The 17,592-nt window shown below is 36.7% G+C and carries 17 protein-coding genes and 2 tRNA genes; 10 read left to right on the top strand and 9 right to left on the bottom strand.

All coding sequences use genetic code 11. The features are described from left to right. Nucleotides 1-14: 14 nt before the first annotated feature. From uxaC to ACSVH5_RS10655, 4 genes are all read right to left on the bottom strand, one after another. Nucleotides 15-1,415 carry a glucuronate isomerase gene (gene uxaC, locus ACSVH5_RS10670; protein WP_438061604.1) on the bottom strand — a complete coding sequence of 467 codons (1,401 nt, stop codon included), beginning with the start codon at nt 1,413-1,415 and terminating at the stop codon, nt 15-17. A gap of 17 nt (nt 1,416-1,432) precedes the next feature. Then, nucleotides 1,433-2,224 carry a gluconate 5-dehydrogenase gene (locus ACSVH5_RS10665; protein ID WP_438061423.1) on the bottom strand — a complete coding sequence of 264 codons (792 nt, stop codon included), beginning with the start codon at nt 2,222-2,224 and terminating at the stop codon, nt 1,433-1,435. Between the two features lie 26 nt (nt 2,225-2,250). Beyond that, nucleotides 2,251-3,087, bottom strand: coding sequence for a 5-dehydro-4-deoxy-D-glucuronate isomerase (gene kduI, locus ACSVH5_RS10660; RefSeq protein WP_438061422.1), 837 nt, complete (start codon nt 3,085-3,087; stop codon nt 2,251-2,253). A 71-nt stretch (nt 3,088-3,158) separates the two neighbouring features. Then, on the bottom strand, nt 3,159-4,613 hold the full coding sequence (locus ACSVH5_RS10655) for an MFS transporter (protein WP_438061421.1): 1,455 nt from the start codon (nt 4,611-4,613) through the stop codon (nt 3,159-3,161). 853 nt (nt 4,614-5,466) lie between these two features. Between ACSVH5_RS10655 and ACSVH5_RS10650 the strand changes: the two genes are divergently transcribed. From ACSVH5_RS10650 to ACSVH5_RS10640, 3 genes are all read left to right on the top strand, one after another. After that, complete coding sequence (locus ACSVH5_RS10650; RefSeq protein ID WP_438061420.1) at nt 5,467-7,158, top strand: glycoside hydrolase family 28 protein; 1,692 nt, start codon at nt 5,467-5,469, stop codon at nt 7,156-7,158. Nucleotides 7,159-7,252: 94 nt separating this feature from the next. Beyond that, the gene (locus ACSVH5_RS10645; RefSeq protein WP_438061419.1) at nt 7,253-8,290 is read left to right on the top strand and encodes a LacI family DNA-binding transcriptional regulator; all 1,038 of its coding nucleotides are present in this window, start codon (nt 7,253-7,255) and stop codon (nt 8,288-8,290) included. 64 nt (nt 8,291-8,354) lie between these two features. Further along, nucleotides 8,355-9,917 carry an NAD(P)/FAD-dependent oxidoreductase gene (locus tag ACSVH5_RS10640; RefSeq protein ID WP_438061418.1) on the top strand — a complete coding sequence of 521 codons (1,563 nt, stop codon included), beginning with the start codon at nt 8,355-8,357 and terminating at the stop codon, nt 9,915-9,917. A gap of 130 nt (nt 9,918-10,047) precedes the next feature. Here the strand turns inward: ACSVH5_RS10640 and ACSVH5_RS10635 are convergent, their stop codons facing one another. The 5 genes from ACSVH5_RS10635 to ACSVH5_RS10615 all read right to left on the bottom strand — a co-directional run bounded on the left by ACSVH5_RS10635 (nt 10,048) and on the right by ACSVH5_RS10615 (nt 13,616). Beyond that, complete coding sequence (locus ACSVH5_RS10635) at nt 10,048-10,521, bottom strand: nuclear transport factor 2 family protein (protein ID WP_438061417.1); 474 nt, start codon at nt 10,519-10,521, stop codon at nt 10,048-10,050. Nucleotides 10,522-10,531: 10 nt separating this feature from the next. Next, entirely contained in the window at nt 10,532-11,842 is a 1,311-nt protein-coding gene (locus tag ACSVH5_RS10630; RefSeq protein WP_438061416.1) for an amidohydrolase, read from the bottom strand. A 107-nt stretch (nt 11,843-11,949) separates the two neighbouring features. Then, a complete protein-coding gene (msrA, locus tag ACSVH5_RS10625) occupies nt 11,950-12,573 on the bottom strand; it encodes a peptide-methionine (S)-S-oxide reductase MsrA (protein WP_438061415.1) in 624 nt (207 codons plus the stop codon). Between the two features lie 9 nt (nt 12,574-12,582). Beyond that, complete coding sequence (gene msrB, locus ACSVH5_RS10620; protein ID WP_438061414.1) at nt 12,583-13,134, bottom strand: peptide-methionine (R)-S-oxide reductase MsrB; 552 nt, start codon at nt 13,132-13,134, stop codon at nt 12,583-12,585. Between the two features lie 209 nt (nt 13,135-13,343). Beyond that, nucleotides 13,344-13,616: a hypothetical protein gene (locus tag ACSVH5_RS10615; RefSeq protein WP_438061413.1), complete on the bottom strand. Its 273-nt coding sequence runs from the start codon at nt 13,614-13,616 to the stop codon at nt 13,344-13,346. Between the two features lie 147 nt (nt 13,617-13,763). Between ACSVH5_RS10615 and idi the strand changes: the two genes are divergently transcribed. From idi to ACSVH5_RS10580, 7 genes are all read left to right on the top strand, one after another. Then, nucleotides 13,764-14,291, top strand: coding sequence for an isopentenyl-diphosphate Delta-isomerase (gene idi / locus ACSVH5_RS10610; protein ID WP_438061412.1), 528 nt, complete (start codon nt 13,764-13,766; stop codon nt 14,289-14,291). Nucleotides 14,292-14,317: 26 nt separating this feature from the next. Then, nucleotides 14,318-14,728: a 6-pyruvoyl trahydropterin synthase family protein gene (locus ACSVH5_RS10605; protein ID WP_438061411.1), complete on the top strand. Its 411-nt coding sequence runs from the start codon at nt 14,318-14,320 to the stop codon at nt 14,726-14,728. A gap of 23 nt (nt 14,729-14,751) precedes the next feature. After that, entirely contained in the window at nt 14,752-15,213 is a 462-nt protein-coding gene (locus ACSVH5_RS10600) for a peroxiredoxin (RefSeq protein ID WP_438061410.1), read from the top strand. 58 nt (nt 15,214-15,271) lie between these two features. Next, complete coding sequence (locus ACSVH5_RS10595) at nt 15,272-16,240, top strand: type I phosphomannose isomerase catalytic subunit (protein WP_438061409.1); 969 nt, start codon at nt 15,272-15,274, stop codon at nt 16,238-16,240. A 69-nt stretch (nt 16,241-16,309) separates the two neighbouring features. Then, on the top strand, nt 16,310-16,576 hold the full coding sequence (locus tag ACSVH5_RS10590; RefSeq protein WP_438061408.1) for a hypothetical protein: 267 nt from the start codon (nt 16,310-16,312) through the stop codon (nt 16,574-16,576). A gap of 68 nt (nt 16,577-16,644) precedes the next feature. Further along, nucleotides 16,645-16,718: transfer RNA gene (locus ACSVH5_RS10585), tRNA-Thr, on the top strand. Between the two features lie 338 nt (nt 16,719-17,056). Then, nucleotides 17,057-17,130 (top strand) — tRNA-Thr (locus tag ACSVH5_RS10580). Nucleotides 17,131-17,592 lie beyond the last annotated feature (462 nt).

Genomic DNA, 17,592 nt, shown 5'->3' with positions numbered 1-17,592 from the left:
AAGGGAGTTTTTTTTTAAAACTGAAAGTATTCGTTGGCGTTATTGTAGCAAATATCTTGAACCATTTTACCAATCCATTCCATGTCGTTTGGCAATTCGCCTTTTGCAATTTCTGCACCCAAAAGGTTGCACAAAATGCGTCTGAAATATTCGTGACGTGGATAGGATAAAAAGCTTCTGGAATCGGTTAACATGCCAATAAAACAGCTAATTAATCCCATGTTGGACAAGGCATTGAGCTGTTTTGTCATTCCGTCTTTTTGGTCCAAAAACCACCATCCAGAACCAAATTGCACTTTTCCTTTGATTGTTCCATCATTAAAATTTCCAATCATGGTTGCCATTACTTCGTTGTCGGCAGGATTCAGATTGTAAATAATGGTTTTTGTCAATTTATCTTTGGTATCTAAGGCATTCAAGAATTGAGATAACTTTTGTGCTTGAGGATAATCACCTATAGAATCCCATCCAGTATCAGGTCCCAAAATAGTATGCATACGGGTGTTGTTGTTGCGAAGTGCACCAAGATGGTATTGTTGAACCCATCCCATTTCATGATACGTTTCTGCTAAGAAAATAAGCAAGCCACATTGGAATTGGTTGATTTCTTCTTCGCTAAGCATCTGATGGCTTCTTTTCTTAGAGAATATCGTTCTAAGGTCGCTTTCGGTATAGTTTTCAAACGAAATTTGGTTCAATCCATGATCCGAAACTTTACAGCCATTTTCATTAAAATAAACAATTCTTTTGCGTAACGCTTCGCATAAATCGTCATACGTTTCGATGGTCATTTCGGCTGCTTTTGATAAACTGTCGATATACTCATTGTAAGTGTCCGAACTGATGACAATGGCTTTATCAGGACGGAAAGACGTACTTATTTTGGTAGCAAAACTGTTTTTTGCAATTTGTTGATGGTACTCTAAAGTATCAATAGGATCTTCGGTTGTACAGACCACTTCTACATTCATTTTGCGCAACAAATTGCGGGTGCTAAACTCGGGTGTATTTACCATAGCCGTTGTAGCTTGGTAAATTTCTTGTGCATTGGATTCTTTGAGTAACTCAGTAATGTCAAAATAACGCGCCAATTCTAAGTGGGTCCAATGGTACAATGGATTACGCATAGTGTAAGGAACGGTTTTGGCCCAATTTCTGAATTTTTCTTCTGGAGAAGCATTCCCTGTAATGAAGTTTTCATCAATACCAAGAGTTCTCATGGCTCTCCATTTGTAATGATCACCACTAATCCACACATCCGAAATGGTATTGAAAATGGTGTCTTTGGCTATATTTTTTGGGTTTAAGTGACAGTGGTAGTCAATAATCGGCATTTTACTGGCATACGAATGATACAATTCCTCTGAGAATTGGTTTTCGAGTATAAAATTGTCGTGTATAAAAGGGTATTTCATTATCATGATGCTATAAATTATTCGTTAGAAGGTTTTCCGATGGTGGCTAATATGCCGCCATCTACATACAAAATATGACCATTCACAAAATCACTGGCTTTGGAACTCAAGAAAACAGCGGCTCCTTGCAAATCTTCTGGTTCTCCCCATCGATTTGCCGGTGTTCTGCTAATGATAAAATCGTTAAACGGATGTCCGTCAACACGAATAGGTGCCGTTTGAGTTGTGGCAAAATATCCAGGACCTATCCCGTTGGTTTGTATGTTGAATTTCGCCCACTCAGTAGCCATGTTTTTGGTTAACATTTTCAGGCCTCCTTTGGCTGCAGCATAAGCACTTACAGAATCTCTTCCCAATTCGCTCATCATCGAACAAATGTTGATGATTTTTCCGCCACCACGAGCTATCATTCCTTTGGCAACGGCTTTTGAAACGATAAATGGACTAATTAAATCTACAGTAATGACTTGAGTAAAATCTTCCACTTCCATCTCAATCATTGGAACTCTTTTAATGATTCCCGCATTGTTGATCAAAATATCAATGGGACCCACTTCGGCTTCAATTTTGGTAATATTTTCGATGACTGCTTTTTCATCAGTTACATCAAAAATATACCCGTAGGCATCAATACCAACCGATTTGTATTCGGCAACAGCAGCATTTACGGCTTCTAAAGAGTTACGGTCATTTACTACAATTTTGGCGCCAGCATGACCTAATCCTTTGGCCATTGCCATTCCTAATCCGTGAACAGCACCTGTTACCAAAGCTGTTTTTCCTGTTAAATCAAATAAACTTAATGACATTATTTTTATGTTTTTTTAGTGTGTTGTTATCTTAATTCGTTTGGCGCACAAATATCCATATCCGAATAGTCTAAGTTTTCACCTGCCATTCCCCATACAAAAGAGTAATTAGCAGTGCCAACTCCTGAGTGGATCGACCATTCTGGCGAAATTACGGCCTCGTTGTTTTGCATAAAAAGGTGACGGGTATTTTGTGGTTCGCCCATTAAATGACACACCGTTTGTGGTGCCTGTACTTCAAAATAAAAGTAAGCTTCCATTCTGCGGTTGTGAGTGTGAGAGGGCATGGTGTTCCAAACATTGCCTGGCAACAATTCGGTCAATCCCATTTGTAATTGACAAGTTTGTACAATACTGTTCACAATCAATTTGTTGAGTATGCGTTTATTGGCCAATTTTTCTTCTCCTAATGGTATGATTTCAGCATCTTCTCTACCTACTTTTTTGGTGGGATACGAAGTATGCGCAGGAGCCGAGTTGATATAGAATAAGGCACTATTTTCGGAAGTGCTTTCAAAAAGAACTTCTTTGCATCCTTGGCCTACATACAAAGCTTCTTTGAAATCCAATTCATAAACCGTTCCGTCAACCGTTACCGTTCCTTTTCCTCCAACATTTACGATTCCTAATTCTCTACGATCCAAAAAATGTTCGGATTTTAAATAAGGAATGGTTTCTAATCGTAAAGACTGATTTACAGGTTTAATGCCGCCCACAATAAAACGATCATACATAGAGTACGTTAAATTGATTTGATTGTCTTGAAATAAGTTTTGAATTAAAAACTCTTTTCTTAATTCATCCGTGCCATATTTTTTTACATCGGCAGGATGGCTAGCGTATCTGTATTCAAAATTTGTCATAATCGTTATTTTTTAATTTCTTGTGTCTTTTTTTGCTTAAAATAAAAAGGAATAAGGCTTTGTTTTTGAACCTATAAGTCAGTAATTGGAGCGTATTTGGGTACCAAACTTTTCATAACTGTCCACCCAATTAAATACGCAACGGCACAGATAGAGAAAATGATAAAATAACCCGCTTCAATCCCTTTGAATCCCATGAAAACCATTTCTGATTTTTCGGAATAATCAAACAATAAACCCGATCCTTTGTTGATTACCGTTGAACCAATTCCACCCGCTAAACCTCCAATACCTGTAATGGTTGCAATGGCTTTTTTAGGGAACATATCGCCCACAGTGGTAAATATATTAGCAGACCATGCTTGATGAGCCGCACCTGCAATACCAATAATGATAACAGGTAACCAATACGAAATGCTTCCTAAGGGTTGTGCTACAAGTGCTAACAATGGGAAAAAGGCAAAAATCAGCATGGCGCGCATACGCCCTTCGTAAGGATTCATACCTTTTTTATCTACAAAATACGTTGGTAACCACCCTCCAATGATAGAAAGTAGGGTAATGATGTACAATACAAATAAGGGGAAAGCGGCCTCTGCAGAGTCCATTTTATATACAGAACTCAAATAAGCAGGAGTCCAAAACAAGAAGAACCACCAAACCCCATCGGTCATGAATTTACCAAAAGCAAAAGCCCATGTTTGTTTGTATTTGAAACAATCTATAAACGAAATTTTAGTTGTAGTTTCTGGAACATAACCCTCAATTTGGCTATCGGCAATCATGTCTTGTTGGATGTAGGCCAATTCAGCGGCATTGACTCTGGAGTTTTTTTCTGGTTTTTCATACATAAACACCCAAAATCCCATCCATATAAATCCTAAGGCACCAATAATGATAAAAGCCATTTCCCAACCAAATGATTTCGCAATAAAGGGTATAGAAATAGGAGCCGCTAAAGCACCTACAGTAGCTCCTGCATTAAAGATACTGGTTGACAATGCTCTGTCTTTTTTTGGAAAATATTCGGCGGTAGTTTTAATGGCGGCCGGAAAGTTTCCTGCTTCACCCACTGCCAATACAAAACGAGAAAATATAAATAAAGTTACACTCACATTAATGACCATTCCGGTATCATTGATGGTTTTTAGTACTTCCTTCGAGGATTCAAATCCAACAAACCATTCTCCAGCTACGATACCTGAGGTTGCAATGCCGCAAAAAGCATGCAAACAGGCTCCAACCGACCAAACACCAATGGCCCAAAGAAATCCTTTTTTGGTGTCCAACCAATCCACAAAACGCCCGGCAAATAACATGGATACAGCATAAAATATAGAAAACAAAGCAGTAATATTTCCATAATCATTATTGGTCCAATGAAATTCTGGTGCAATGAAATCTTTCCAGGTTAAGGACAAAACTTGTCGATCTAAATAATTTATTGTAGTTGCAAAAAATAATAAACTACAGATGGTCCATCTGTACTTGCTGGATTTTTGATTGGATGTAACTTCTTTCGACATTTTTTTTAATTTATGTGTTTATTAAAGATAGGGGGTATTTTTTTTACAATAATGTAATCGATTACAAATGTATGGATTTTATACATATCTCTATAGGTGTATGTAGAAATTATATAAAAATTAACTTAGATTTAAGGTTTCAGAGGAAACGATATAGTATTTGGGACTATGGATATAATCGCTTTTTAATCATTGTAGTAGGAGATTGTAAACCCTTTGTAGTTGATCTCGTTTTTTTTGATATTGAATCTTGTAATTTATTACAGATATTGAGATTTTTATTTTTTGCCATTGTTTTAGGGTTACCCTAAATTCCACACTTGTTTTTTGTTAATTTTTTTATGGTACTAGCCTTTTTATTTAATTGTTTGTGTAGCAACCCATTCTAGAGTGCGAGGTTTTTTGTGTTGAAATCGTTTTGAAAGTAGAATATGTAGTTTTTGTAATGTATTGATAGTGTACTTGCTGTGTTTGGTTGTAGTGCTTGAATAATAGAAAAATGTTTTCCGATAGGCGTTTTTGTTATGTTGCTGTTTGAGGTTAACCAAATTTTAGATTGCATTTAGTTAAATAAAATATAAACAAGCTAACTTGTTTCGTAATTTTAATAATTTTGTAATCGATTGCATGTTGTTTTCAACTGTTGTTTGCAATTTTAAATTGATTTTTTTTAGTCTAAAACAGGCGCGATTTTAGTAGTTGTCTTTTTAAAATACCTATAGAGATTTTAATAATAGCATTTGTGAATGATGACAAATCTACGGATCGCTTTAACAATATAACTGATGAAGCGTGTCCTCATAGCAATGTTAAATGAGTAATAGTTCACCAATTTTCAAACAAATAAACTCCTATGAAATTTAATACCTTTTTTACAATAAGCTTAGTGTTGTGTTGCATTAGCCATTCCTTTTCACAAAATGCATCAGCTACACTCGCAAAATCCTATGATACCTACGAAAATATTGAATTCAAAATGGATAAAGTAAAGGAACCTGTAATTCCTGATCATGTTGTGTCTATTGTTGATTTTGGTGCTGTTAATGGTGGAAAAGTACTCAATACGAAAGCCTTTGAAGACGCCATTGATGCTGTTTCAAAAAAAGGAGGTGGAAAAGTGGTGATCCCTCCTGGGGTTTGGCTTACAGGACCAATTGTATTAAAAAGCAATTTAGAACTGCACGCACAAACGGGAGCTTTGATTGTGTTTTCTACCGATAAAAAACGGTACCCAATTATAAAAACTAGTTTTGAAGGATTGGATACTTGGCGTTGTATCTCTCCCATTTATGGTAAAGATTTAGAAAATGTGGCCTTTACAGGTAAAGGTGTTTGGGACGGATCAGGTGAGGCTTGGCGTCATGTGAAGAAATCAAAAATGACAGCTACTCAATGGAAAGATTTAGTGGCTTCGGGTGGTGTGTTAAACGCCAAAAAAGATACTTGGTATCCTTCAGAGCAATACATGGCCGGAATTAATAATGCCGATCAAAATGTGCGTCACGATTTGAAAACCAAAGAAGAATTTGAAGCCATTCATGATTTTTTACGCCCCGTTTTGTTAAGTATTCAAAACAGTAAAAGAGTAATGCTGGATGGTCCTGTGTTCCAAAATTCACCCGCCTGGTGTTTGCACCCTTTTATGATTGAGGATTTGATTATCCGAAATATTTCCGTTAGAAATCCTTGGTTTTCTCAAAATGGAGACGGTTTGGATGTGGAATCCTGCAAGAATGTTATTGTAGAAAACTCAAGTTTTGATGTAGGAGATGATGCCATTTGTGTAAAATCAGGTAAAGATAAAGACGGTAGAGATAGAGGTGTTGCCTGCGAAAATGTAATTATTAAAAATAATATTGTATATCATGGTCATGGCGGTGTAACTGTGGGTAGCGAAATGTCTGGCGGTGTAAAAAACATACATGTATCCAATTGTACTTTTATGGGAACCGATGTTGGTTTGCGTTTCAAAAGTACCCGAGGGCGTGGTGGTATTGTTGAAAATGTCTATATTTCGGATGTATTCATGACAAACATTCCTTCCCAAGCCATTTCTTTCGATCTTTTTTATGGCGGAAAATCAATTGCCGAGAAACTTGCCGAAGGAACCACTTCAATTGCTGCCAAAGCCGCTCCAGTGAACGAAGAAACACCACAGTTTAAAAATATTTCTATTAAAAATGTCTTTATTTCGGATGCCTATGAAGCACTGTTTTTACAAGGATTACCCGAAATGAATTTGAACACCATCGAAATTTCAAATCTAGTAGCCAAAGCCAAAAAAGGTGTGACTATTGTAGATGCTTCCAATTTAAAATTGAATAATTTCAAATTGGATATTCAAGATGAAACCATTTTTTCAATATATAATGTAAAAAACATGACATTGAATGGAATCGAAATGAATGCAAATTCTACAAAAGCGATGACCATTGATGGCGAAGCGTGCCAGAACATTGAACTGAAAACGATGCCAAATTTTAACTTGTCTAAAAACGCAACTATTCATAAATCGGTTGCTAAAAATGCAGTTAAAATGAAATAATAGCATTTTTTTTGACTTTAATTAAATTGAAAAGAAACAGTAGTAACAATTGACGAGTTGTTTCTTTATATTTGCCCACTTATATTTCCTTACAATGCCAAATAAAGTTACTATATACGATATCGCCGAAAAGTTAAACATTACTGCTGCAACAGTTTCGAGAGCTTTGAATAATAATGCTAAAATAAAAGAAAGCACTAAAGAGCTTGTGTTAGCAACAGCTGCCCAAATGGGATACAAACAAAATCGATTGGCTCAAGCATTGAAAAGCGGAAGGAGCAATGTAGTTGGAGTTATTGTCCCAAGAATTGATTCTAATTTTTTCGCCTCAGCAATTCGAGGTATCGAAGATGAATTATCACCACAAGGGTATCAAGTGGTAATTTGTCAAACTCATGATGACGTTGTCAAGGAAAAAGAAAACTTAATTACCCTTCTGGATACTCAGGTGGATGGTATTATTATGTCATTGACAGATGTGAAAGGGGATAATAATGACTCTATTCTAAAAGTTTTAGAAAGCCATGTTCCGCTGGTGTTTTTTGACCGAAAAAAAGATTTTGAAGGCGTTAGCAGTGTGACCATCAATGATTTTAGAGGAGGTTATATTGCAACAAAACATCTAATAGATCAGGGGTGTAAAAAAATTGCACACTTTTCAAGAAAACAGCCCTTTGAAATTTTTCAAAACCGATTTTTGGGTTACAAACAAGCGTTAGTAGATCATAATTTTGAATATGATGAAAACTATGTAATTGAAGTGAATAGTGATCTTGAAGAAGGACGTGAAGCTGTGCGAAAATTGATGAGTTTAGCTGTTCTTCCTGATGCTATTTTTTCTTCTAGTGACTTTGCTGCTCTTGGTGCTATTCAGGAACTAAAAGAAAGAGGATTTGAAATTCCAAAAGACATCTGCGTGGTGGGTTTTAGTAACGAACCCTTTACTAAATTCATGGAATTGTCCATCACCTCTGTGGATCAATCCCCTCTCGAAATGGGAAAAATGGCAGCTCGTGTCTTTTTAGAACAGTTACAGTCTAAAGAAACCATTAAAATGGAAAAAATGATCGTGCTCTCTCCTGAATTGCACATTCGCAAATCTTCCAATAGAAACTTACCAGTAAAAGAATAGCGATGTTTTCGTTTTCTATGCTCGAGAACAAAAATATTCATTTGGCTTTTTTTACCTTTGCACTATGCCAAAAGAACTCCTAATACAAGTTGCACCCGAAGTTGCTGCCAACGAATCGTTACTCCATGATTATTTGTCCCGACAATTACACATTTCGGTCAAAGAAATTCAGCAGGTTACTATTGTAAAACGATCCATAGATGCACGCCAAAAAGCGGTCAAAATCAATTTAAAAGTGACAGTTTACTTAAAAGGAGAACCTTTTTTGGAACAAAAAATACAATTACCTGACTACAAGAATGTGGAGAACGCCCAAGAAGTAATTGTGGTAGGTGCAGGACCTGCTGGACTTTTTGCAGCACTTCAATTGATCGAACTGGGTTTGAAACCAATAGTTATCGAACGCGGGAAAGATGTTCGTGGACGTCGTAGGGATTTGAAAGCCATCAACAGAGATCATATTGTAAACGAAGATTCGAATTATTGTTTTGGTGAAGGCGGAGCAGGAACCTATTCAGATGGAAAATTATACACCCGCTCCAAAAAAAGAGGGGATGTAAATAGAATACTAGAAGTATTGGTCGCTTTTGGAGCAACACCTGATATTTTGGTCGATGCTCATCCACATATTGGAACCAATAAATTACCACAAATCATTCAAGATATTAGAGAAAAAATCATCGAATGTGGGGGGCAAGTGCTGTTTGAAACCAGAGTTACGGATATTATTATTAAAAATAATGAAGTGCAAGGGGTAACGACTCAAAATGATACCGTCATTTCGGCCAATAAAATAATTTTAGCTACGGGTCATTCCGCGCGAGATATTTTCGAATTGTTAGATAAAAAGAAAGTTTTTATTGAGGCAAAACCCTTTGCACTAGGCGTTCGAGCAGAACACCCTCAATCCTTAATCGATAGCATTCAATACAGTTGTGATTATCGAGGGGAACATTTACCACCAGCACCTTATTCAATTGTGAAACAGGTGAATGGTCGAGGGATGTATTCGTTTTGTATGTGTCCAGGAGGAGTGATTGCACCCTGCGCTACAAGTCCAGGTGAGGTGGTTACCAATGGTTGGTCACCTTCTAAAAGAGATCAACATACGGCTAATTCTGGGATTGTAGTAGAATTGAAGTTAGAGGATTTTAAACCCTTTGCCCAATTTGGTGCTTTGGCAGGAATGGAATTTCAAAAGAGTATTGAACAAAAAGCATGGCAATTGGCGGGACAAACGCAAAAAGTGCCTGCACAACGTTTAGTGGATTTTACCCAAAGTAAAACATCCTCCGATATTCCCAAAACGTCCTATGTTCCTGGAACAACATCAGTGGAATTGGGACAAGTTTTTCCGGGATTTTTAACCCAAATCATGCGTCAAGGATTTTTAGAATTCGGAAAATCGATGAAAGGCTATGCTACTAATGAGGCGATTTTGCACGCTCCCGAATCCAGAACTTCTTCCCCAGTTCGAATTCCAAGAGATAATTATACGTTAGAACATCTTCAAATCAAAGGATTGTATCCTTGTGGTGAAGGAGCGGGTTATGCTGGCGGCATTATTTCAGCTGCGATTGATGGCGAGAAATGTGCTTTGAAAATTGCTGAAGTATTGAGAAAATAAATTATTTTGCGTGAGGGTTAGGTGCAATCCGCCAAGGCGGAGCGGATAGTCCAACAGCATAAAAAAAAGAGGCGACTCTCCACCAGTATGAGTTGGCCTCTTTTTTTTATGGTGGAACGCCCTATAGAAATTAATGATCGTAACTGACTACTCTTGAAATTTGCCATTTACCCTTTGTGTTTTTCCAAATCATTAAGAATTTAAAAGTGCCGATTTCTTCTTTCCCATTTTCGAAATGACGAAACTGATGCGTACCCGTTTCAATAGCTCCATACTCTTTTACAGGATGTACGGCAAGGCTTCCTTCTACAAGTTGTCGGGTGAGTTTGTTTTTGTTTTGAAACATTTTTTCAAAATTTTCAAAAACAACAGCATAAGAAAGTAAGCCACCATTGTCTTGAAACCACTCTAAATCCTCGGTAAAAAGGGATTTGAATTTTGCCATATCCTTTGCATTGAAGGCATCAAAAAGTTCCTTGTCCATAGCTGCAATTTCATCAAACAGCGCTTTTGGAGTAGTCGCTACTTTTTTTTCTTGAGCAATCACGGTTGTTGCGAATAAAAAATTGCAAATGATATAAATAGCGAATAGGTAGGTTTTCATAGGATGTGCATTATTTCTTTTTAGTACTCATTTCCATATAATCCAACGTCAAATTGGCCATACTCGTCATCCCCAACACAAAACTTCCTTCGTCTATATAAAAATCAGGGGTATGATGGGAAGGCATTTCACTGGCTTTTTTTCCTTTGGGCATTCCTCCAATAAAATAAAATAATCCCGGAATTTTAGCTTGATAAAAAGAGAAATCTTCGGCTCCAGTAACGGCCTCAGTTAGATGAACATTCTCTTTTCCTGCTGCTGCTTGTAAAGTAGGGAGCATTTGTTCGGTGAGCGAGGGCTCATTATAGGTTATTAATGTTTTTTTAGAAATGGTAACTTCTGAGCTCGCGCCTGCGCTTTCGGCTATAGTGGTGGCAATGGTTTTGATTCTGCTATGAATAAAATCTTGGGTTTTAGAATCCAAAGTTCGAATCGTACCACTCAGCGTCAACGACTCAGGAATAATGTTACTTCGAACCCCAGCATTGATTTGGCCCACACTCACTACAGCAGCGTTTTCGGTTAAATTGACATTGCGACTCACGATAGTTTGTAAACCCAGAACAATTTGTGAGGCGGTAACAATAGGATCGATAGATTGCCAAGGATAGGCGCCATGCGATTGCTTGCCATTGACTTGAATGGTAAACCAATCGGAGGACGCCATGGTGCCTTTTGGACGGTATTTGATTTGACCAACTTCGGTTTGTGCATTAATATGTAGGCCAAAAATAACATCCACTTTTGGGTTATTCAAAACACCTTCTTGTACCATTAACTCAGCGCCGCCTTCTTCGCCTTCTGGAGGCCCTTCTTCTGCTGGTTGGAATATGAATTTTACTGTGCCTTTGATTTCATTTTTTATGGAGGCTAAAATTTCGGCAGTTCCCATTAACATAGCTACATGGGTATCATGACCGCAAGCATGCATTACGCCCACAGCTTGTCCGTTATATTCTCCAGTTACTTTGGAGGCAAATGGCAAATTGACGCGTTCTTTTACGGGGAGCGCATCCATATCGGCACGAAGTGCTACAACTGGTCCTGGTTTTCCGCCTTTTAGAAGACCAACAACTCCAGTTTTGGCTACCCCTGTTTGAACTTCAATTCCCAACGAACGTAAGTGTGCAGCAACTTTTTCAGAAGTTTTAAACTCTCGATTGCCTAATTCTGGATTTTGATGCAACTCTCGCCTCCAACTAACGACTTTCGATTCTAAACTAGCTGCTTTTTGAGCCACTTTTGTTTTTAACGTTTGATTTTGAGCAGTACTGCACAATGCAATTAGCAAAAGGCTTGAAGTAATTGTTGCTTTTTTCATGAATTTGGTTTTCGGTTAAAAACAAATATAGTAAAAAAGGAACTGCTTCAACTCATAAAAAAAAGCCGATAAATTCGGCTTTTGATGTGTATAGACATTGGTTTTAATTAGTTTTTTGATTTAAGGCGGTTTTTGAAAACTTTCTCAAATTTTTCTAATTTGGGTTGAATCACTAATTTACAATAAGGAAGCGATTGGTTTTTTTCGTAATAGTCCTGATGACTATCTTTGGCTTTGTAAAATTGGGTTAAGGGTTCTAGTGTTGTTACAATGGGGGAATCATACACTTTTGCCTTCGTCAACGCCTGAATGATTTGTTGGCCTGCTTTTTTTTGAGTTTCATTTTTATAAAATATGGCAGAACGGTATTGTGTTCCTACATCAGCTCCTTGGCGATTCAATGTAGTGGGGTCGTGAACAGTAAAGAACACTTTGAAAATTTCATCCAAACTGGTTTCGTTTTTATTAAACGTAATCTGTACAACTTCTGCAGCACCAGTTGTGCCTGAAGAAACCGCTTCATAACTGGGATTCTTTACAGTACCTCCAGCAAAACCAGATACTACTTTTTGTACCCCTTTTAGGTTTTCATAAACAGCTTCAACACACCAATAGCAGCCTCCTGCCAAAACAATAGTGTCTATAGAGGAAGAAGGAGAGGGTGGGCCCACTTTTTTTTGAGCTACACTGATAGCACTAGATAAAAGGATAAGAAAAAATAGTTGTTTCATAAGTCAATATTATTGGTTATCGGGAACAAAATCTAATGAAATAGCATTCATGCAGTAGCGTTTGCCTGTAGGGGCTGGACCATCATCAAAAAGGTGTCCCAAGTGACTATCACAGCGTCCACAGTTAGCTTCTATTCGCTGCATACCATAAGAGTTGTCAGGTTTGAAAGTAATACTTGCTTTGTTGTCTTGTTCGAAAAAACTCGGCCAACCACAACTACTTACAAATTTTTGATTGGATTTGAACAATAAGTTGCCACAAGCAGCACAATAATAAGTGCCTTTCGTTTCTGAATTCCACATAGTTCCTGTGAAGGCTCTTTCGGTATCCGCTTCTCTAGCAACCGCATACAAATCTGGTGAAAGTATTTTTTTCCATTCAGCATTTGGGATGATAACTTTTTTGGTGTCAGTATTTGAATAATATGGATTTTCGGGTTTGTGAAGTACTTCTTTCATAAGTGTTGATTTAGAGGGTTTTACTTTCGATGGTTGGCTTTGGCCACAAGCCTGAAAAAGAAGGCTGTTTAGGGCTATAAATAAGAGAAGTTGTTGTTTCATTTTTATGCTTTTATAAAGTGATTGCTATTGGAAAGTACAACTACAGTATCTGTATATTGACCTAGTACCAAGGATTGGTTTTTGTATTAATTTTAACTTTTGTTTGATGATATCAACAATTATATATAACAAAATTGCTTTTAAAATTCTTAAATTTGAATTATTAGATCCTCTTTTATCTCTTGATCCATAACTAAAAATGAACCGAATTAGCAAAATACCATTTTGAAAAGGCTAGTATTTATAAAGTAACGCACCACTCTATGAACTTCGCCTTGTCCTTCAAAGATACAAAAGTTCCCATTCGTTTCTGAAGTGATGGAACACCGCCGGATAGTAGAGCCCAATTGTTTCAACAAAACGAAAGACATCGTTAAAGTAACTAGGGCAAACGCACCATTTATTTTTTCGCCAGCAATGACACTATTACGCACTAATCTTTGTGATACTAAAATTTGAATGACACGAATTTTAGCTTCCATTGGCAGATTTGTGCTATTTATGATATTCTATTTGTGTTAGTTTGTGGAATACGTGGCTAATTTTTATTTTATAAACTCATGCGTTTGCCCTGTTAAAGTAACCTATTTTTCTAATCATTTTTGTACTTTTGACCAGTATTATTATTTATGGAAGAAGAAAAAGTTATCTTAGTCAACGAATTAGACGAACCCATCGGTCTAATGCCCAAATTGGAAGCGCATCAAAAAGCAATGCTCCACCGAGCTTTCTCAGTTTTTATCTTAAATGATAAAAAAGAAATCATGCTACAACAAAGAGCACAGCACAAATACCATTCTCCTTTGCTTTGGACCAATACCTGTTGCAGTCATCAACGTCAAGGCGAAACCAATATTCAAGCGGGTAATCGACGCTTGTTTGAAGAAATGGGATTTACAACAGAAATCAAAGAACTGTTTCATTTCGTTTATAAAGCACCTTTCGATAACGGCTTAACCGAACATGAATTAGATCATGTAATGGTAGGATATTATAATGATACTCCAAAAATAAATCCAGAAGAAGTGGAAAATTGGAAATGGATGAAAATAGAAGACGTTAAAAACGACATGCTGATTCATCCAGAAAGCTATACTGTTTGGTTTAAAATTATCTTCGATGAATTTTACCATTTTCTTGAAGATCACGCTATATAACTGTAATCCCAAATGTAAACCATCCTATGAGAGTAACCCTTTCTCGAAAAGCACATTTTAATGCAGCACATCGTTTGTATCGAAAAGATTGGACTTTCGAACAGAATGATGCAGTCTTTGGAAAATGTAATAATCCCAATTTTCATGGCCATAATTATGAGTTGATTGTAAGTGTGACAGGAGAAATCGATCCAGAAACAGGTTATGTTATGGATGTGAAATTTTTGACAGACATTATCAAGTCAGAAGTGGAGGAGAAAATGGACCACAAAAATTTAAATTTAGATGTTCCAGAATTTGAAAATCTTAATCCTACCGCCGAAAATATTGTGGTTGTAATTTGGAATAAAATCCGATCCAAAATAAAATCCGATCTTGATTTAGAAGTAGTACTCTACGAAACCCCACGTAATTTTGTAACCTACAAAGGAGAATAAATTTAGCTTAGAAATTGTAACTCATGCCAATTGAATTAGGAGACTTAATGCCCCATTTTACCGCCCTAAATACTAATGGGGAAAAATTTGACACCAAAGAGTATGTTGGTAAAAAACCCTTAGTAATTTATTTTTATCCCAAAGACAATACCCCAGGTTGCACCATACAAGCTTGCGGTTTTAGAGATCAATATCAAGATTTTACAGATTTAGGGGCAGAAGTCATTGGAATTAGTAGCGATACAGTTGATTCGCACGATACTTTTGCAAAACGATACAAATTGCCTTTTACACTATTGTCGGATCCAGATAAGAAAATTAGAAAGCTTTTTGGCGTGCCGTCAGGCTTATTAGGAATACTTCCAGGTCGTGTGACTTATGTAATTGATAAACAAGGAAAAGTTGTTTGGATGTTCGATAATAGTATTAATGCAAGAAAACATATTTCCAAAGCTCTTGAAGCTATCAAAAAAATAGTATCATAAAATAACAAAATAATAGCAATTCAAACTTCTTGAATTAGCGATATTTGTCAAAAAAGAAATGCAAACCAATCTATATCCTCTACAATTCGAACCCATACTTAAAGAACGTATTTGGGGTGGCGAAAAATTAAAAGCAATTTTAAACAAACCGATAGTTTCGCCAATTACCGGAGAAAGTTGGGAATTATCAGCAGTTGAGGGCGATTGTAGTATAGTGGCCAATGGCGATTTGAAGGGGCGTAATTTAATAGAAATAATCGAAAAGTATCCTGAAGAAGTAGTAGGCAAAAAGGTCTTCGAAAAGTTTGGTAAACAATTTCCTTTGTTGTTCAAATTCCTTGATGCCCGTGAAGATTTGTCGATACAAGTCCATCCCAATGATGCTTTGGCTCAAAAAAGACACAACTCGTTTGGTAAGACAGAAATGTGGTATGTCATGCAAGCTGATCCAGAATCAAAATTGATCGTTGGATTCAAAAAAGATTCAAATGCAAAGGAATATCTGGATCTGCTGGGAAAAAATGAGCTGCTTTCAATACTAGATACCAAAAAAGTTCAAAAAGGGGATGTCTTCTTTTTAGAAACAGGAACGGTTCATGCAATTGGAGCAGGATTGGTTATTGCCGAAATTCAACAAACCTCAGACATTACTTATCGATTATTTGACTTTAATCGAAAGGATGCTCAAGGTAATGCTAGAGAGTTGCATGTAGACTTGGCTTTAGATGCCATCAATTATCAGAAGGTAGAAACACAACAACACTATTCCAAAATAGAAAATCAATCCAATCTTATGGTGGATTGTCCTTACTTTACCACCAACTTTATTCCGCTACTAGGGGAGGTTCCTGTGACCAAAAATGGCGCATCATTTACGGTATATATGGTGGTTGAAGGAGGTTGTTCCGTCATAATTCACGGAAAAGAGTATACCTATAAAACTGGAGATACGGTTTTGATGCCTGCTGCGCTTCAGACGTTTACCCTAAGCGGAAATGCTTCTCTTTTAGAAATTTACATTTCATAGCTTGTATTCGAAAGATTATATGTACTTTTGCAAACGCAAATTTTAATACACTATATAAATTAAATAAAAATGGCAAACGTTAAGAATTTAAAGAAAGACATCAACTACGTATTAGGAGATATTATTGAAGCAGTTTACTTGTATGAATTGACTACAACTGGGAAACCAACCGAAGAAACTAATGCTTTGATTGATGAAGCAATTGCTGCTTTTGATGCTTTGATTGGTAAAGTGAACCAAAAAAATGTGGAAAACAAAAAAGCACATTTCAAACAAATTAATTTGGAGTTAGAACAAACTGCAAATCAATTGATTGCTAAAATCAATGAATTGTAAATAAAAAAAAGTCTGAATTTGTTTTGGAAAATTCAAATTCAGACTTATATTTGCACCCGAAATAAGACGCCAGCGTAGCTCAGTCGGCTAGAGCAGCTGATTTGTAATCAGCAGGTCGTGGGTTCGAGTCCCTCCGCCGGCTCTCAAGAAAAACCATCTAAGTAATTAGGTGGTTTTTTCTTTTTTGTACCTTCTTGCTAACTTAATGCTCTTCTGAAACTTTCCAGGGCAAACACATCATTTATTTTTTTGCCACGAATGCCACTATTACGCACTAATTTTGTGATACTAAAATTTAAATGATACGAATCTTATCTTTCTTTGGCAGATTTGTGCTATTTATGATTCTAATTTGTGTTAGTTTGTGTAATTCGTGGCTCTAATTTTTATTTTTTCAAACTCATGCGTTTGCCCTGTGAAACTTTCTGAATTTGTTTGTAAAATTGAAATATGTAGTTATATTTGCACCCGAAATAAGACGCCAGCGTAGCTCAGTCGGCTAGAGCAGCTGATTTGTAATCAGCAGGTCGTGGGTTCGAGTCCCTCCGCCGGCTCAAAGGAAAACCATCTAAGCAATTAGGTGGTTTTTTTGTTTGTATTTGTTTGCAAGCCTGTTTTGTTGTAACCCAGAATCCACATTAGACTTCGTAGCGAAACTGAATTATTCAATAAAAGCAAGAGCTCACGGACTATTTTTGAAGAAGGAAACAACGTTCAGCGAATACCTGTATAAATATAAACCAATGAGCTACTACTTTTGTATTTTGAATATAAAAATGGGAGAATCAAGCGTAGCGTATCTTGAACTCCTCTCAAAAAATATGAACTCGTGAAAAAAGTTCTTGATTTTGAAGAAGAAATTCATTCACTGAACTCCGCTAAAAAATATAAAAATGGTGAAGTAATATAGTTGTAGTAGATTTCAAATGCGAATTCTGGGTTTAACATAGTTCTTTTTAGAATCAGGTTTTTTAGGAGCTATTTCCGGCTGTCCGTTATATCTCTTGGGGCGAACC

The organism is Flavobacterium sp. RSSA_27 (assembly GCF_051547125.1).
GTDB lineage: Bacteria > Bacteroidota > Bacteroidia > Flavobacteriales > Flavobacteriaceae > Flavobacterium.
This window is presented reverse-complemented; position numbering and strand designations above follow the sequence as displayed.

Bases quoted from the DNA above. Each gene is read 5' to 3' on its own strand.
- uxaC (WP_438061604.1), bottom strand. From the start codon at position 1,415: ATGAAATACCCTTTTATACACGACAATTTTATACTCGAAAACCAATTC.
- ACSVH5_RS10665 (WP_438061423.1), bottom strand. From the start codon at position 2,224: ATGTCATTAAGTTTATTTGATTTAACAGGAAAAACAGCTTTGGTAACA.
- kduI (WP_438061422.1), bottom strand. From the start codon at position 3,087: ATGACAAATTTTGAATACAGATACGCTAGCCATCCTGCCGATGTAAAA.
- ACSVH5_RS10655 (WP_438061421.1), bottom strand. From the start codon at position 4,613: ATGTCGAAAGAAGTTACATCCAATCAAAAATCCAGCAAGTACAGATGG.
- ACSVH5_RS10650 (WP_438061420.1), top strand. From the start codon at position 5,467: ATGAAATTTAATACCTTTTTTACAATAAGCTTAGTGTTGTGTTGCATT.
- ACSVH5_RS10645 (WP_438061419.1), top strand. From the start codon at position 7,253: ATGCCAAATAAAGTTACTATATACGATATCGCCGAAAAGTTAAACATT.
- ACSVH5_RS10640 (WP_438061418.1), top strand. From the start codon at position 8,355: ATGCCAAAAGAACTCCTAATACAAGTTGCACCCGAAGTTGCTGCCAAC.
- ACSVH5_RS10635 (WP_438061417.1), bottom strand. From the start codon at position 10,521: ATGAAAACCTACCTATTCGCTATTTATATCATTTGCAATTTTTTATTC.
- ACSVH5_RS10630 (WP_438061416.1), bottom strand. From the start codon at position 11,842: ATGAAAAAAGCAACAATTACTTCAAGCCTTTTGCTAATTGCATTGTGC.
- msrA (WP_438061415.1), bottom strand. From the start codon at position 12,573: ATGAAACAACTATTTTTTCTTATCCTTTTATCTAGTGCTATCAGTGTA.
- msrB (WP_438061414.1), bottom strand. From the start codon at position 13,134: ATGAAACAACAACTTCTCTTATTTATAGCCCTAAACAGCCTTCTTTTT.
- ACSVH5_RS10615 (WP_438061413.1), bottom strand. From the start codon at position 13,616: ATGGAAGCTAAAATTCGTGTCATTCAAATTTTAGTATCACAAAGATTA.
- idi (WP_438061412.1), top strand. From the start codon at position 13,764: ATGGAAGAAGAAAAAGTTATCTTAGTCAACGAATTAGACGAACCCATC.
- ACSVH5_RS10605 (WP_438061411.1), top strand. From the start codon at position 14,318: ATGAGAGTAACCCTTTCTCGAAAAGCACATTTTAATGCAGCACATCGT.
- ACSVH5_RS10600 (WP_438061410.1), top strand. From the start codon at position 14,752: ATGCCAATTGAATTAGGAGACTTAATGCCCCATTTTACCGCCCTAAAT.
- ACSVH5_RS10595 (WP_438061409.1), top strand. From the start codon at position 15,272: ATGCAAACCAATCTATATCCTCTACAATTCGAACCCATACTTAAAGAA.
- ACSVH5_RS10590 (WP_438061408.1), top strand. From the start codon at position 16,310: ATGGCAAACGTTAAGAATTTAAAGAAAGACATCAACTACGTATTAGGA.